The sequence below is a fragment of the Halobacillus sp. HZG1 genome (assembly GCF_035818575.1).
Classification (GTDB): Bacteria; Bacillota; Bacilli; order Bacillales; family Halobacillaceae; genus Halobacillus; species Halobacillus litoralis.
Map to the genome: position 1 here is coordinate 299,288 of NZ_JAYLVQ010000086.1, position 15,917 is coordinate 315,204.

Here is a 15,917-nt window from a genome sequence, read left to right on the forward strand (position 1 = left end):
TCTTAATACGGTACTTCCACTTCTTCTTGAAAGACTTCGCCATCCCTCATTACTCGGTAAGTTGCTGATTCACCAGGCTCAATCGTTAAGGTAATTTCAAAAGTCTTCGTCTCGGTAATCATCTCACTGATTACAGGTGTACTTCCGTCACGATTTGCATCATTTACGTAAATCAATACTTCCTGACCCTCAGGCTCAGGCTGTTCCCCTTCTTGACCACCATCATCTTGTCCTTCTTCCTCTTTCTTTTCCGGTTCATACGGAACTTCAATAGAAACGGATTCATCTCTAGGAGGTTTTGGTTCAGGTCCTCTGGAAATAACTAAGTTTACGGTAGACCCTTGCTCAACTTCTGTATCAGCAGCGGGATCCTGCCTAATCACATTCCCTTCCCTTATATCTTCCGAAAATTCACGAGTGGTTTCAACTTGCAGGCTATTTCTTTGCAGGTAATCTGTAGCAAACTTCTCATTCGCATCCACTAAACTAGTCAGTTCAACTTTAGCCACTCCAGAACTCACTCGGAAAGTCACCGTCGTCTCATCAGGGATCACACTTGTACCAGGACTTGGACTTACATGGGCAATGATTTCTCCTGCTTCTTGTTCCTCACTTGTTTGTTCGATTTTATCGATCCCACTATATCCCTTACTTTCCAACTCTTCTTTTACCTGCTCGTAATCCTTACCGGCATAGTCAGGGAAATCCAACCGTTCTTTCCCATTGCTGAGATAAACCGTAACCTCTGAACCTTCCTTTACTGTCATCCCTGCTTCAGGGTCTGTTTCAATGACATCTCCCTCTTCCACCTCATCAGAAAAACGTGTTTCTCTTGTCACGTTAAGGTTTAGATCGCTAAGTTCACTATAAGCTGCTTCATACTCTTCTCCAGCAAGATCAGGAATTTCAACATCGGCCGGCTGAATGATTCCAGGGATGGTGAATAAAGCCACGAGCCCCCCTATTAATAGCAATAGTATAACGGTTAAGATCCAAGGCCATACTTTCCGCTTCTTTTTCTGCTTTTTCTCAGGAGGTGGCGGATCTGCGGCTGTTTCCTTATAGGTTTTTGTCGGCGATGCCGGGGCTGGGATTACAGGTTTGTGATCACTGGTATTAATGATCGTATCTTCATTCGGAGAGTCCCCATAGGCTTCATTAGTAATGACAGGGATGGCTTTTGTTTTTTCTTCATCTCCATCATCTGGTAATGTGAAGACAGGTTCATCTGCCCGATAAGGCTCAAGTGAGGTTTCAATCTCATGCTCCATTTCCAATACTGATTCATATCGATGAAACGGATCTTTGGCCGTCGATTTCAAAACGATATTTTCAACACTTTGAGGCAAGTCGGCATTCCATCTTCTTAAAGAAGGAGTTTCATGCTGAAGGTGCTTCAATGCGATCGAGACAGGAGATTCTCCTGAAAAAGGAAGCCTCCCTGTCAGTAATTCGAAAAAAACAATGCCCAGTGAATAGACATCGGACTTTTTGGTCGCCATCCCGCCCCTGGCTTGTTCTGGTGATAAGTAATGAACGGAACCAAGAACAGAGTTTGTCTGAGTCAACGCAGTCGCGCTTAGAGCCATGGCAATTCCAAAATCCGTCACTTTCACATGACCGTAGTGATCGATGAGGATATTCTGCGGTTTGATATCCCTATGAACGATTCCATTGTCATGCGCATGAGCGATGGCTGATGCAATCTGCTTCATTATATCCACTGCTTCAGATACATCGACCGGGCTATATTGCTGAATATACTGCTTCAAAGTCATTCCGTCGACGTACTCCATCACCATAAAATAGATGTCGTCTTCTTCTCCCACATCATAAATGTTGACGATATTTGGGTGAGAGAGACTCGTAGCTGACTGGGCTTCTCTATGAAAGCGAGCGATGAATTCCTCATCATTTCCATGTTCCAGCCGCAGTACTTTAATGGCGACCTCCCTGTCCAGAATGGTATCGTAAGCAAGGTAGACATTCGCCATACCGCCGCCACCGATCATCTCTTGTACACGATAACGGTCATTAAGGAGACGGTTATTCAACATTATTCCGCACCTTCTTTCACGTCTGAAGAAGGATGATGATGAATGACTGCAAGTGTAATGTTATCTTCCCCTCCACGTTCATTCGCAAGGTCGATCATCTGCTGAGTAAAGGATGACCAATCACCTTCAAAAGTTTTCAATTCACTTAATTCTTCATCAGTCACTTTATTTGTGAGACCGTCTGTGCATAAAAGGAGGCGGTCATTCTCTTCAAATTCCATCGTTTTTACATCGGCAGTCAAATCGAATTCCGTACCAAGCGCTTTTAATAAAACGTTTTTCCGAGGGTGGTGTTCCGCCTGTTCTTCAGTAATCTGACCGGAACGCACAAGTTCGTTCACAAGAGAATGGTCCTCGGTGATTACCTTGAAACCATAGTCATTAGCAAAATAACAACGGCTGTCTCCAATGTGGCCGATTGTCGCGAATTCTCCTGTACATAAAGCTACAACGACCGTTGTTCCCATCCCTGCACATTCTTCATGCTCATTGGCATACGATTTGATTTCATTATTTGCTGAGCGCACGGCTTCTTTGATCCATTTTTCTGCTTCATCAGGTGTTTCAATGAGATGGGCTTCCTGCCATTTTTTATGTATGTGTGAGGTCGTCATCTGGCTGGCTACATCACCGGCCTGGTGCCCGCCCATTCCGTCGGCTACAATGGCAAGAACTTGACCAGCATCGTTTTTGAAAACGCCGCCGGCATCCTCGTTATGAATTCTGACTTTCCCCTGATCTGTCTCGTAATAACCTATCATGGTTTCACCTGCCTCATATTTATAACTTCAACCAAACATGGGTGTTGATTCTTAGATGGCATTCCCTCTTTGTTTAAAGGGAAGGAATAGCAACCATTGCCGGCGCAGATTCCTTCCTGTTTTTGCATTCTATTTCAAAGGGGTCTTACTTCTTTCTCAATCGTGTTAAGAAAAATCCATCCGTGTCCCACTCCTGCGGGAAAAGCTGAAGGCCTGTTTCAGTAAGCCCTATGGATTCTTTAAGAGCTTCTGGAAGCTCCTCGAAGAAGGCTGGGTCTACTTCAAAGTCCGGATGCTCTTTTAAGAAATGTCTGACGGCTTCCTCATTTTCATGACGGTCTACTGTACATGTACTATAGACCAGCTTGCCCTCAGTTTTTAATAGTGGTGCGACTTCTCTCAAAAGATCATCCTGAATATTTCTTAACGAGAAAATATCTTCCTCTTTTTTATGGTATTTAATGTCCGGTTTGCCACGTAAAACTCCGAGGCCGGAACATGGAGCATCCAGTAGTATACGATCAAAGGTGCCCTGCTCATGTTTTTCTCCCAGTTTTCTTGAGTCTGCTTGGCTTGCGCTAATCGATGTGAGCTGCAGCTGTTCGGCCTTTTTGGTTACCAGCTTCGCTTTTTTCTCATGGAGGTCATATGCTACGACTTCTCCCTCATCCTCCATCTTTTCAGCGATATGGGTGGTTTTACCTCCAGGGGCGCTGCAGGCATCCAGTACCATCAAGCCTTTCTCAAGATCCATCATTTCCGCTACAAGCATGGAACTCTGGTCTTGAACCGTGATATAACCATTTTGGAAAAGAGAATGGGAGAGAATCGCACCCTCCAGCACAAGAAATCCTTGAGGAGAAAGTGTACTCTCTTCAACTTTGAAGCCATCGTCTTGGAGCTGCTTCATCGCGTCTTCGCGCGAAATTCTAAGCGGCTGGACTCTGAGAGACATAGGAAGATGCTGGTTGTTCGCCTCACACATCGCTTTTGTCGTTTCAAATCCATACTGATCGACCCAGCGATTCACAAGCCATAGAGGGTGACTCGTTTCAATTGCCATCCGCTCCACAGGGTCTTCAATTTTGTCCAGACTCTGAACTCCTTTACGCTGAACGTTCCGAAGCACACCGTTCATAAATGATGAGATGCCTTTATGCCCCCGCTTCTTCGAAATTTCCACCGCTTCATGGATGATCGCATGATCCGGTACTCTTTCCAAGAAGATCATCTGGTAAACAGACATATAAAGGAGCCACCTGACCCATGGCTTTATTTTCTTCTGTTTAGCAATGTAAGGCTCGATGGAATAATGGATCAAATCCCGGCGCTGGAGTGTACCGTAGACGATTTCAGTCAACAGTGCACCATCCTGCCTGGAAAGCTTTTGTTTGGAAATCTCCCGGTCTAATAAGACGTGACTGAATCCGCCCTGCTCACCTATCCGAGTAAGAAGATCAAGGGCTGACTCTCTTAATGCATATTTAGTCATGCGTCTCACCTAGACGTTCGCCGACCTGCAAGGACTGACCGGCACCATTAATAAACGCTTGTCCGTCCATCTTTTTCTTCCCAGAGGGTTGGAGAGAAACGACCTTTACAGCATTACTTCCGCCTGTAGTTACAAGAAAACCATCTTCATCGATTCTTACAACTGTCCCTGGTACTTCTTCAAATGTACCTTCCACCTTCTGAATCCACCAGACCTTCATCGGCTTGCCGTTCCAATACGTATAAGCGACCGGCCATGGGTGAAGACCACGAACATGATTGTAGACCGTTTGTTGATCCTTGCCCCAATCGATAAGTTCCTGCTCCCTCTTAATATTGGATGCGAAAGTGACTTTGGATTCATCCTGTTCTTCTGGCGTAATCTCGCCATTTAACAATTTTGGCAGGGTGTCCGCTAATAAGTCAGCTCCGGCGACGGAAAGTTTATCATGCAGCGTTCCTACATGGTCATCGTCTTCAATCGGAACCGTCACCTTTGAAAGCATGTCCCCCGCATCGAGACGTTTGACCATATACATAATGGTAACTCCTGTCTCTTTCTTTCCTTCAAGGATGCTGTAATGAATCGGTGCACCACCGCGGAATTCGGGCAGTAAGGAGGCATGGACATTGATACATCCATGTTTCGGCTCCTGAAGTAAAGCTTCCGGTAAAATTTGACCGAAGGCAGCGGTTACGATCAGGTCGGGATCGTAAGCAAGAACTTCTTGATATTCTTGTTTGATTTTTTCTGGTTGAAATACTGGGATTCCGTGTTTTTCCGCCGCTACTTTGACAGGTGGCGGGGTCATGGTTTTCTTTCTCCCTTTCGGTCGGTCCGGTTGTGTGATCACAAGGACAACCTCATACCCCTCTTCAATGATGCGGTCAAGGACAGGTACGGCGAAATCCGGTGTCCCCATAAATGCGATTCTTGTCATGACTGTGTTGCTCCCTTCTTGCTTACATCAGCTGATACGGTTGGAAATCAACCGTGATCTGCAAACCATTTTCTTGTTTCATTTCATCTTCATAATAATGCAATATCCGTTCAACGAACTTTCGCTGCTCAGGTTCCTTCTTGTATTTTATCATGCATTGATAGCGATATCTATTATTGATCCTGGTGAGCGCAGAAGGAGTAGGCCCAAGAACATAGGATTGCTCAGAAAGCTTCTGCTGCATGAACATGGTAATCTTCTGTGTCACTTCCTGCACTTTCAGTTGGTTGGGGTGCGAAATAGTGAAAAGTGTCAAGAAAAAGTAGGGTGGATAGCGGAAAGCTTTCCTTAATTTCATTTCTTCATTGAAAAATTGTTCATAATCATACTTGCTGGCAAGTTCAATACTGTAATGTTCTGGTGTGTAAGTTTGAACGACAACTTCCCCTGGTTTCTCATGTCTACCGGCCCTTCCGCTTACCTGAGTAAGCAATTGGAATGTTTTTTCTGATGCACGGAAGTCAGGAAGATTGAGCAGTGCATCGGCTGCCAGCACACCAACAAGAGTGACATTTCCGAAATCCAGCCCTTTAGCGATCATTTGCGTGCCGAGTAGAATATCCGCTTGTCCGTCGCCAAACTTTTTAAGCAGTCGTTCGTGCGCCCCTTTTCTTCTCGTCGTGTCCACGTCCATCCGAATCACACGAGCTTCCGGAATCAACTCCTTAAGCGCTTCTTCCACTTTTTGAGTCCCTGTACCGAAATAACGGATGGTTTTGCTTTCACATTCCGGACACTCTGTGGGCATTGGTTCTTCATGAGAGCAATAATGGCATTTCAAGCGGTTCTGCCTTTTGTGATACGTAAGGGCAATGTCACAGTGGGGGCATTCACTTACATGGCCGCAGTCCCTGCACATGACGAAAGTGGAATATCCTCGTCTGTTCAGAAAAAGGACAACCTGCTCGCCACGGGAAAGCCTTTCTTCGATTTTTTCCTTCAACGAGATGGAAAACATCGAGCGGTTTCCACTATGAAGTTCCTCTCTCATATCAACGAGATCCACCGTCGGCATTACTGCTTCATTCATACGCTTTTTCATCGTCAACAGCTGATAATTGCCTTTGACAGCCCTTGCGTAACTTTCAAGTGCTGGTGTGGCACTACCTAAAACGACGGGACATTGATGGGTCTTTCCTCTTTCGATGGCGACATCTCTCGCATGGTAACGTGTACGGTCTTCCTGTTTGTAACTTGTTTCATGTTCTTCATCAATGATGATCAAACCGATGTTTGTAAACGGAGCAAAGATGGCAGACCTTGCTCCTACAACGACTTGAACCTCTCTGCGCTGAATCTTCCGCCATTCATCGTATTTTTCTCCCGCTGATAAAGCACTGTGGAGAACAGCTACTTTTGAACCAAACCTTCCTTTAAACCGTTCAACCATTTGGGGAGTTAACGCAATTTCAGGTACAAGCATGATGGCTTCTTCTCCTTTATCCATCACTTCCTGAATGGACTGCAAATACACTTCAGTTTTACCGCTCCCTGTCACTCCATGAAGAAGAAAAACATCATGCGTATTCTCTTCGATGGTCTTAAGAATCGGCTGTATAGCTGTTTCCTGCTCTCCAGTCAGAGGGAAAGGCTGTGTATGTTCGAAGTCGCGATCCCCATATGGATCTCTGAAAACTTCCTGTTTAAACTCGCGAATGATTCCCTGTTCAATGAGCGGCTTTAATGAAGCAGGCGTCGTAGATAGCAGATCCAAAAGCCTCTTCTTTTCCAACACATCCGGGTACTGTAGAAAATACTCAACAATGGTTCGCTGCTTTTTCGCTTGGGGTGAAAGGTCCTCAAGCTTCTCCTCTAATTCCATCGGACTTAAGTTAGGTTCGACCATGGTCATCGTCTTCTTCGTTTCCCGGCTTTTCACTTCATAATGGACATCGACGTCTCCATCATTCATGTGTTTTCGGAGGGTGTGGTACCCAATGCCGGATTTCTCGAATTCCTCAAAATCCACAACCGCACGTCCATCAAATAGAGGATCGAGTTCAGAGGCGAGTGGCTCTTCTGTCAGCTTCCATAGCTCTTTTCGATATTTAGCTTTCATCACTTGAGGAAGCATGACTTGAAGACAGGAGATGTAATAGCTCAATGTATTTATTGATAACCACTTCCCGAGTTGTAGAAGTTCTTCCGTCAACGTCGGGATAACATCCAGAACATCGGTGATTTTCTTGACGGAAGAGAATGAACTTGTTTCGGAAAGAGATACCACATATCCTAAAATCTTGCGTGGACCGAATGGGACGATGACACGTACCCCTGGCTGAACGATCCCGTCAAACTTTTCAGGTATTTCATAGTCGAAAGGACGGTTCGTATTTTGAGAGGGTACATCAACGATTACGTTTGCAATCAATGAATTTCACTCTCCATCTCACCAGCTGCCACCATGAGAATGTTTTCGGAGAGTTCCTCTTTGCTCATCAACGGATAGGTCCTTTCTTCCCCTCTTCTGGTGATAAACAAAGAGGCATTGGTATCCGTCCCAAAGCCCGAACCCTCTTCAGATACATTATTGATGACTATGGCATCGAGGTTCTTTTTGTCCATCTTTTCTCTACCATACTTCTCCACGTCTGTCGTTTCTGCAGCAAATCCAATTAAGTATTGGTGTTCTTTCCGCTCCCCTAGCTCCATGAGAATGTCATTCGTCCGTTCCATTTCTACAACATAATCCCCTGGTTGCTTCTTCATCTTTTGATCGTACGTGATTTTCGGACGATAATCAGCTACCGCAGCTGACTTGATGACAAGGTCCTGATCAGCATACTCCTTCAAAACTGCCTCATACATTTCCTGGGCTGTTGTAATTTGAACGACTCTCACACCACTTGGAGGATCTAAAGCAACCTGCCCTGAAACGAGGGTCACTTCAGCACCCAGTTGTTTAGCTTTTTTCGCTAACGCATAACCCATTTTACCTGTCGATGGATTCGTGAAATAACGCACCGGGTCGATCTGCTCGCGGGTAGGCCCGGCTGTTATGAGTACTTTTTTTCCTTTAAGTGGCTGAGGCCGGTGATATTCTTTCTGTAGCACTTCCACAATCGATTCAGGCTCCTCTAAACGACCTTTACCTACATAACCGCAGGCAAGGTAACCTTCCCCAGGCTCAATGAAACGAAATCCCCACTCGTCGAGCTGTTTCAAATTCTTCATCACAGCTGGATGACTGTACATATGAACGTTCATTGCCGGTGCTATATAAACAGGTGCCTCGGTCGCGAGTAAGGTTGTGGAGAGCATATCATCGGCCAGACCATTCGCAAGTTTTCCAATTACATTTGCAGTCGCTGGGGCAATTAAGAAGAGGTCCGCCCAGTCAGCGACATCAATGTGCTGGATTTGAGAAGAATCTTGTTCATCAAAAGTATCGGTATAAACAGGCTGTCTGGATAATGCCTGAAACGTAGTCGGGGCGACGAATTTTTGCGCACTGTCGGTCATAATTACCTTAACCACGGCCCCTGCTTGAACGAGTTTGCTTGTTAGAGCGGCTGCTTTGTAGGCGGCGATTCCACCTGATACTCCTAAGACGATCTTTTTTCCATTCAACATCTGAGAGACCCCTTTACTTGAAAAATGTTGTCACTAAAACACGTAGGAAAAGCCGCGCTGATTTAATCAAGAAGCGCGGCTTTTCCTACGTCGTTTCGATGTTCTTATGTGGTTTCTGTACGTTCCTGGATTTCATCCGCTTCAATATAGTTCAATTTGCCATCGCGGATTTCTTCAAGCGCCACACCAACTTGCTGATGTGAGGTTGGATGATCGATCATCGGTGCGCTTCCTTGTTTCAATTCACGCGCTCTTCTTGCAGAGAGTGTTACGAGTGTGTACTTGGATTTAATCTGTTTCTGTAGGGAATCAATGGATGGTTCTAACATCATGATTATTCATCCTCCAATGCTTTTTTATATTGATGGGCAACACGTTCACGTTTGCAGTGTTCGCTGGAGACGATCGATTTCACTTTCGTCACAGCATTGTCAATCTGATCGTTCACGACGACATAATCATACGCATCCATCATGTCAATTTCTTCTTTCGCTGCCTTCAGGCGGTTCTTCACTTTGTCTTCCGTTTCTGTGCCACGGTTTACAATACGGTCCTTCAATTCTTCCAAAGATGGTGGAATCAAAAAGACGAACACGCCTTCAGGGAAGTTTTCTCTTACTTTGAGTGCCCCCTGGACTTCAATTTCCAAAAAGACATCTTTGCCTTCGTTCAATGTCTGCTCAACGTATTGGCGGGGGGTTCCATAATAGTTTCCCACATATTCCGCATGTTCAATCAATTGGCCTTCACTGATCAATTTCTCAAATTCATCTCTTGACTTGAAGAAATAATCGACTCCGTCCACTTCCCCTTCCCGTGGATCACGGGTCGTCATGGATATAGAATAGCGTAAATCTGTCGATTGTTCGAATAATGCTTTACGTACCGTTCCTTTGCCGACACCGGATGGGCCGGAAAGGATGAATAAAATACCTTTCTGATCAATCACTGCAAAAAGTCCTCCTAGTTTTCATCTGAGATCTCGTCGTTACTGATGACACGCTGTCCGACGGTTTCCGGCTGGACGGCTGAAAGGACGACATGATCACTATCTGTAATGATGACCGCACGCGTTCGACGGCCATATGTAGCATCTACTAATTTATTATTGTCACGGGCGACCGTGATGATACGTTTGATCGGAGCGGATTCAGGCGAAACAATAGAAATAATACGATTCGCAGATACGACGTTTCCAAAACCGATATTGATTAATTTCAAGCTCAAAGCTGACTCCTCCTTCTTCTGACCAAGCACTTTCATGACTACCTCTATTATATGAAAAAACTAGGCATAAACACAATTGTTATTCGATATTTTGTACTTGTTCTTTCACCTTTTCCATCTCGCTTTTCAAATTCACAACCATTTCCGTCATTTTGCCATCATTGGATTTTGATCCGATTGTATTCACTTCACGGTGCATTTCCTGCACAATAAAATCGAGTCTTCTGCCAACAGGTTCATCCATGGAAAGTGTGCCTTCAAATTGAATGAAATGGGACTGTAGTCTTGTCAACTCTTCAGTAATGTCGCCTTTCTCTGCAAGCAAAGCAACTTCCTGGAGAATTTTTGTTTCATCGGGCCGGAGTTGTTCTTTAGTGTATTCTTCTATACGTGCCCGAATCCTCTCTTTATATTCCTCGATGACCATCGGGCGCCTTTCATCCAGGCTGCTCAGCCATCTCCGGACTTCTGTGATGCGTTTCTTAAGATCTTCGTACAACTCGTGCCCTTCTTTCAACCGCATCTCCACCAGTTGTCTGGCAGCATTATCCATAGCCTCTAATAAAGCCATTTGCCATTCATCTGCATCGTTTTCCATCTCTTTTTCCGAAAAAACATGGTCTAACTTGGATACCATATCAATAGAAATATCCCCCGTCAAATCGTAGCGGCGCTGGAGATCTTTCAAACGGGTAAAATATTGATCGACAATTTTCCAATTGACATCGATTTTCTTTTCAATGAATGTTTCTCCCTCAAGTGTAACAAAGATATCGACACGACCTCTTGTTAAAAGGCCTTTCACAACCTGTTTCAGCCGTTCTTCCATAAACAGTAATCCATGTGGCATCTTGGTTGTTATATCCAAAAAACGGTGATTCACTGACCGAATCTCGACATGAATCTTTGTATCACCGACTTCAACCGTACTCTTTCCATACCCTGTCATACTCTTTAACAATACGATCATCACCTATATGTAAAATGAATTCCACACCTATTTTAGCAAAAGAAAGGATGCTGTTGCGAATGTTTGGCTTTAGTTGATGAAAAATCTTAGAATAACAAGCTTTACTCATGCTATACTTCTACAAGTAGAGAGGTGAAGACGATGTCTTTTGACGGAATTGTTACCCGGGCGATCACGAACGAATTGAATGAAACGATCCAGTCCGGACGTATTATGAAAATTTATCAGCCAACCGAAACGGAGCTCGTATTTACGGTCCGTTCCAATCGAAAAAAGCAAACGCTATTATTGTCCGCACACCCGAGTTATGCTCGCTTCCATTTGACGGAAGATCAATACCATAATCCTAAGGAACCCCCCATGCTTTGCATGCTTCTAAGGAAGCATTTGATCGGGGGATTTATTGAACGGATCGAACAGGTGGACATGGAAAGGATCGTAAAGTTCCATATCCGAACCCGAAACGAAGTCGGCGATGAAACCATGAAAACGCTCATCATTGAAGTGATGGGGAAACACTCCAATATCCTGCTTGTCGATGAAGAAGAAGGACATATGCTCGACAGCATCAAGCATTTGCCCCCTTCGCAAAACCGGCATCGGACGATCATGCCCGGACAGCCTTATAAACTTCCACCAGAACAAGGGAAAATCAACCCCGTTGACCTTGATCCAGATTCGTTCATCAGAAAATTGGATTTCAACTCTGGCAAAATGGATAAACAAATTTTGAATGTGGTGATGGGTTTTTCACCTATGATCACGAAGGAAATTGTTCACAGAGCAGGTCTTGGCGGCTCACAAACTGTGAAAGAAGCCTACCGTGAAATCAGGGAAATCATACTCAACCATGCGTATGAACCACAGATACACAGGGCAGAAAAAGAGCAGTTTTACGTCATCCCTTTACATGCGTTTTCCGATGATGTTGAAAAATTTGAAAGCGTCAGTGCTATGCTGGATGATTATTATTCAGGAAAAGCCGAACGGGATCGTGTTAAGCAACAGGCAGGAGACCTGCATCGTTTCTTGAAAAATGAGCGGGATAAAAATAAACGGAAGATTAAAAAACACGAAACTACGTTGAAGAAATCGGAATCTGCAGAAGAGTATCAAAAACTTGGCGAACTTTTAACTGCACACATGCATATGGTCAAAACAGGCGATGAATCTGTGACGGTCGTTGACTATTACGACCCTGACCAATCAGAAATGACCATTGAACTCAACCCTAATAAATCGCCGAGTGAGAATGCACAAAGCTATTTTCAAACGTACGCAAAACTTAAGAAATCCAAAGAAGTGGTACAAATAGAAATACAGAAAGCAGAAGATGAAATCCTTTATTTCGATCGTCTGATCCAACAAGTCGAAACAGCAAGAGAAGAAGACATTGAAGAAATCCGCGAGGAACTGCGGGAACAAGGCTACTTAAAGAAAAAGCCCGCGACAAAAGGAAACCGTAAAAACAAACCACAAAAACCGAAACCGGAAAGTTTTGAATCAACGGATGGTACGTTGATCTACGTCGGAAGAAACAACAAACAGAACGAATACCTGACGAACCGGATGGCGAACAAAATGGATATTTGGCTGCATGCCAAGGATATCCCAGGATCTCATGTGGTGATTCGTGATGAAGACCCGAGCGAAGATACGCTGTTTGAAGCCGCACAGCTTGCTGCGAATTTCAGTAAATCAAGCAGGTCCTCTTCTGTTCCTGTTGACTATACACGGATACGTCATGTGAAGAAACCATCAGGTGCAAAGCCTGGGTTCGTCACGTATGACCAGCAACAAACGTTGTTCGTGACACCTGATTCGACTTTCATTAAACGGTTAAAGAAAAAAGACTAACCCATGTCCCTGTGCCTATTATTGGCACAGGGATTTTCACATAGTACAACTGCGATTACAAATAATATAAAGGCAACTGAATCTGACCAGGGAGGTTGCTGTTATGCCAAAGAATTCAAAATCCAAACGTAACCCGAAAAAGAGCAGAGATGCTGTTCAACCAGCTACGGGTGAAGAACGAATTACCATCTCGAAAGCCGGCGAAGGGTCTTACGATCGTAACAGATAAACGAAAAGCAGCACATGCGAATTCGCAGTGCTGCTTTTTTAATCTTCCAACCTTTCCGCTGTAACAAGCCCCATTCTTTCACCAACTACCAGCAGAGCTTGATTGATTTTCCAAATATAAAAGAGGTGGTGGACAATATCTCCCTCCCCTTCTTTGTGTCCCGGGGCAAACCGTTCAATCATTTCCCGCTCATGTTGAAGCTTGAACAGTTGTCCACTCATTACTTCTCCGTTCATGACCGCCATGATCGTGCGTATGTTATGCTTATAAACCTTTTCCGTTCGCTGGAGAGCCTCTTTGATTTCCTCGGAATGATAAAAATCCTTTTGATACGTAGAAGCAAGTAATTGTTTTGCATAATAATTAATAGCCGTAAATGACATCAACAATCTGGGGATACCCGAATACTTATTCGCTCCGGGTCTTTGCAACGCAGGTTTTGCCTCCTCTTCTAGCAGCTGGATCTTCACATCCATCTGAAAAGCTAGATCTGCCAGCCCCTTCATGCTTTCTGACTGGCGGAAATTGTCCATGTAGGACAGGATGTAACCCTCGAGATCTTCTAAGTACTCCACCAGCTGTTCTTTCATTTTGTCCAATGTTCGAGTAGGAAAAATGAAGGCGGCAGCCGCAAGTGCAATCCCAGCTCCTGCAATGGTATCGACCACACGGGCTAGCAGCAATCCATAACTGATTCCTCCCAACATGAGGTCATACATGAAAGCGATGAGCATCGTGATGAACATACTCATCACAGTGTAGGAAACGGGAAGCGTGTAAAAAGCAAAAAAGATAACCGCAAAAATCAGGGCTACTTCCAGTTCAGACTGACCTGACACCGTCTTTGCTAAAATGAAACCAATAATAGCTCCTACGATCGTGCCAATGGACCTTTCCAAACCCTTCAGATATGTGCGCCCAACGGTCGGGGTCCCTAATTGAACGATAAAAGTCGTTAATAACACCCAGTAGGGCTGTATAGGAGAAATCAAGTGACCAACAACGACAGCGATTGATCCTGCGATCACCGACTGAATAGCTTTTTTCGTCGAAGGTTTCATCCCTTTCGTTTGTTCTTCCGTTTCTGTTGATTTCTTGTCTTCGGTCAATTCAGCACCAGAATGATCTTTGCCACTATATTTGATGGCAAGGGCTCCCTCCGTCACATGCGAAGCAATCGCCTCAATCCGGCGGAGCAGATAAAGCCATCCTTCAGGTCTTGTTTCACGTTCGCCAAATCTCTGGTCGATCGTATTTCGCAAAGCGCTTACTACACGCTCTGCCTCAGCAAGGTGGCTTTCTTTCTGCTCTAATTTAAGAACTTCAGCCTTCTGCAATGTACGTATGAGTCGTAAGAGGGTGAAACGGAGCTCTTCCGACTGAAGCGCTCCGCTTTCTTTTAACCTCTCTAAACTATCCGAAAGCGTCATGACAAACATCGCCGTATCGAATACATATAACCGTAATTGATCTGTGCGGACACCCGGCCAAACTTCTCTGATATTCTGGGCATTCAAATCTGTGGAGACATGATTTGCGTAGTCTCTCAGCTTTTTTACATTTTCCGTCAACTTTTTTGAGCGGATTTGGTTTATATCTGGATCATCTATGACTTCCGTCAACAGTTCGAACGTCAAGTTGGCCTGCCTGTGAAATGATTGGACACTGCGCCTGAGCTGCTGGGCGGTATCTCGGAAAATGATGAAATTATATAGAAAAGCGTAGCAGATGCCTATACAAATGGCGCCGTAAAACCATGGGAATTCTGCTGGGGGGAGTTTTAAAAAGGAAGAAAAATAAACCGTGATAAACCCAATCATCCCTAAAGAAAAGTAGCGACTACCAAATTTAGAAAAATAAAAGCTGCAAAAGATGATCAAGATCATTAACGCGGATACGAGAACGGCACTAAAGGAGAGCAAAGACCCCAGTGTCACTCCGCAGATGGCGGATAAAGGAAGCAAAAGTGTTGTCCCCTGCTTTTCTTTTTTGGTATCGTCCATGACCGCCATGATGCCCAACAGGCCGCAAACACCTGATATGATTGCGGGCAGAAGTGGATCTTTACCGAGTGTATTCAAGATCAGTAAGGTAGTAAAGACAGCTGAGATTACACTCAACGTCGCTTTTCCTGCCTGTTGCAAACGCTTATGTCCAGGATCAGACGCAAGCATTCTTTTCAACCAGTACGACTTTCTTCCTATTTCATACATTGAATAATCCTCCTTTCCTTTGTATGTGAAGAATCGATTCTATCTATTAAATAAATCTTCATTTATGTATTAAGAACGCACAACCCTTTTATTCTTCCATTGTATGAGTAACGAGATAGATAAAAATAAATTATAGAGCGCTCTATCCCATCTGTCAAAAGGGAAAGCTCCCTTTCTTACGTTTCCATCCAATTTGCCGTATTTGATATGTACTGATTTAGTAAGTATACAGGATTTGACTCTCAATAGGGCAAACAAACCCTGAGGATCGCAAAGCTAAGTCTCAAAGAATAGAGATTCATCTAGTAATAATTAACATTTAGTTTTGGGGCATTGGATTAAAAAAACCACGATTGAATCGTGGTTTCAGGTTAGAAAGTATGCGAATACTGCTATCGATGCCAGGTAAGAAAAAACCGCTTGTGCCCAATACCTCCGGCTTTCGCGCTTCAGCATATACACATTCCAAAGAATGAATAACGCAAGGGATGCGAATAAGCTTAATAAAGGTTCCAGGGACCACATAGACTCCATAAAT

Annotated in this window: 13 protein-coding genes; 2 read left to right on the forward strand and 11 right to left on the reverse strand. The window is 44.3% G+C overall.

Annotated elements, in window-relative coordinates; translation table 11 throughout:
* Positions 1–2: 2 nt before the first annotated feature.
* The 10 genes from pknB to VKA52_RS20665 form a co-directional block, all read right to left on the reverse strand.
* Positions 3–2,057: a Stk1 family PASTA domain-containing Ser/Thr kinase gene (pknB, locus tag VKA52_RS20620; protein ID WP_326317060.1), complete on the reverse strand. Its 2,055-nt coding sequence runs from the start codon at positions 2,055–2,057 to the stop codon at positions 3–5.
* The gene (locus VKA52_RS20625; RefSeq protein WP_326317061.1) at positions 2,057–2,818 is read right to left on the reverse strand and encodes a Stp1/IreP family PP2C-type Ser/Thr phosphatase; all 762 of its coding nucleotides are present in this window, start codon (positions 2,816–2,818) and stop codon (positions 2,057–2,059) included. Before VKA52_RS20625 ends, pknB begins: the two co-directional genes overlap by 1 nt.
* A 145-nt stretch (positions 2,819–2,963) precedes the next feature.
* Complete coding sequence (gene rsmB / locus VKA52_RS20630; protein ID WP_326317063.1) at positions 2,964–4,310, reverse strand: 16S rRNA (cytosine(967)-C(5))-methyltransferase RsmB; 1,347 nt, start codon at positions 4,308–4,310, stop codon at positions 2,964–2,966.
* Complete coding sequence (fmt, locus tag VKA52_RS20635) at positions 4,303–5,250, reverse strand: methionyl-tRNA formyltransferase (protein WP_326317065.1); 948 nt, start codon at positions 5,248–5,250, stop codon at positions 4,303–4,305. Before fmt ends, rsmB begins: the two co-directional genes overlap by 8 nt.
* Positions 5,251–5,272: 22 nt before the next feature.
* Positions 5,273–7,681, reverse strand: a complete 2,409-nt coding sequence (priA, locus tag VKA52_RS20640; protein ID WP_326317067.1) for a primosomal protein N' — start codon at positions 7,679–7,681, stop codon at positions 5,273–5,275.
* On the reverse strand, positions 7,678–8,883 hold the full coding sequence (gene coaBC / locus VKA52_RS20645) for a bifunctional phosphopantothenoylcysteine decarboxylase/phosphopantothenate--cysteine ligase CoaBC (RefSeq protein ID WP_326317069.1): 1,206 nt from the start codon (positions 8,881–8,883) through the stop codon (positions 7,678–7,680). Before coaBC ends, priA begins: the two co-directional genes overlap by 4 nt.
* A gap of 104 nt (positions 8,884–8,987) precedes the next feature.
* Positions 8,988–9,215, reverse strand: a complete 228-nt coding sequence (gene rpoZ, locus VKA52_RS20650; RefSeq protein WP_146816568.1) for a DNA-directed RNA polymerase subunit omega — start codon at positions 9,213–9,215, stop codon at positions 8,988–8,990.
* A gap of 2 nt (positions 9,216–9,217) precedes the next feature.
* Entirely contained in the window at positions 9,218–9,832 is a 615-nt protein-coding gene (gmk, locus tag VKA52_RS20655; RefSeq protein ID WP_160913089.1) for a guanylate kinase, read from the reverse strand.
* A 14-nt stretch (positions 9,833–9,846) separates the two neighbouring features.
* Positions 9,847–10,110 (reverse strand): extracellular matrix/biofilm regulator RemA, encoded by a 264-nt coding sequence (gene remA / locus VKA52_RS20660; RefSeq protein WP_027954142.1) that lies wholly within the window; start codon positions 10,108–10,110, stop codon positions 9,847–9,849.
* Positions 10,111–10,189: 79 nt separating this feature from the next.
* Entirely contained in the window at positions 10,190–11,080 is an 891-nt protein-coding gene (locus tag VKA52_RS20665; protein WP_326317104.1) for a YicC/YloC family endoribonuclease, read from the reverse strand.
* Positions 11,081–11,221: 141 nt separating this feature from the next.
* Here VKA52_RS20665 and VKA52_RS20670 point away from each other — a divergent pair, with 141 nt between their 5' ends.
* Positions 11,222–12,937: an Rqc2 family fibronectin-binding protein gene (locus tag VKA52_RS20670; protein ID WP_326317071.1), complete on the forward strand. Its 1,716-nt coding sequence runs from the start codon at positions 11,222–11,224 to the stop codon at positions 12,935–12,937.
* A 103-nt stretch (positions 12,938–13,040) separates the two neighbouring features.
* The gene (locus VKA52_RS20675; RefSeq protein ID WP_255534767.1) at positions 13,041–13,166 is read left to right on the forward strand and encodes a hypothetical protein; all 126 of its coding nucleotides are present in this window, start codon (positions 13,041–13,043) and stop codon (positions 13,164–13,166) included.
* A 38-nt stretch (positions 13,167–13,204) separates the two neighbouring features.
* Here VKA52_RS20675 and VKA52_RS20680 read toward each other — a convergent pair whose 3' ends face one another.
* Positions 13,205–15,379 carry an FUSC family protein gene (locus tag VKA52_RS20680; RefSeq protein WP_326317074.1) on the reverse strand — a complete coding sequence of 725 codons (2,175 nt, stop codon included), beginning with the start codon at positions 15,377–15,379 and terminating at the stop codon, positions 13,205–13,207.
* Positions 15,380–15,917 lie beyond the last annotated feature (538 nt).

What these genes read in the sequence shown, in the direction of transcription:
- pknB (WP_326317060.1), bottom strand. Translation starts at nt 2,057, where the DNA reads ATGTTGAATAACCGTCTCCTTAATGACCGTTATCGTGTACAAGAGATG.
- VKA52_RS20625 (WP_326317061.1), bottom strand. Translation starts at nt 2,818, where the DNA reads ATGATAGGTTATTACGAGACAGATCAGGGGAAAGTCAGAATTCATAAC.
- rsmB (WP_326317063.1), bottom strand. Translation starts at nt 4,310, where the DNA reads ATGACTAAATATGCATTAAGAGAGTCAGCCCTTGATCTTCTTACTCGG.
- fmt (WP_326317065.1), bottom strand. Translation starts at nt 5,250, where the DNA reads ATGACAAGAATCGCATTTATGGGGACACCGGATTTCGCCGTACCTGTC.
- coaBC (WP_326317069.1), bottom strand. Translation starts at nt 8,883, where the DNA reads ATGTTGAATGGAAAAAAGATCGTCTTAGGAGTATCAGGTGGAATCGCC.
- rpoZ (WP_146816568.1), bottom strand. Translation starts at nt 9,215, where the DNA reads ATGATGTTAGAACCATCCATTGATTCCCTACAGAAACAGATTAAATCC.
- VKA52_RS20665 (WP_326317104.1), bottom strand. Translation starts at nt 11,080, where the DNA reads ATGATCGTATTGTTAAAGAGTATGACAGGGTATGGAAAGAGTACGGTT.
- VKA52_RS20670 (WP_326317071.1), top strand. Translation starts at nt 11,222, where the DNA reads ATGTCTTTTGACGGAATTGTTACCCGGGCGATCACGAACGAATTGAAT.
- VKA52_RS20675 (WP_255534767.1), top strand. Translation starts at nt 13,041, where the DNA reads ATGCCAAAGAATTCAAAATCCAAACGTAACCCGAAAAAGAGCAGAGAT.
- VKA52_RS20680 (WP_326317074.1), bottom strand. Translation starts at nt 15,379, where the DNA reads ATGTATGAAATAGGAAGAAAGTCGTACTGGTTGAAAAGAATGCTTGCG.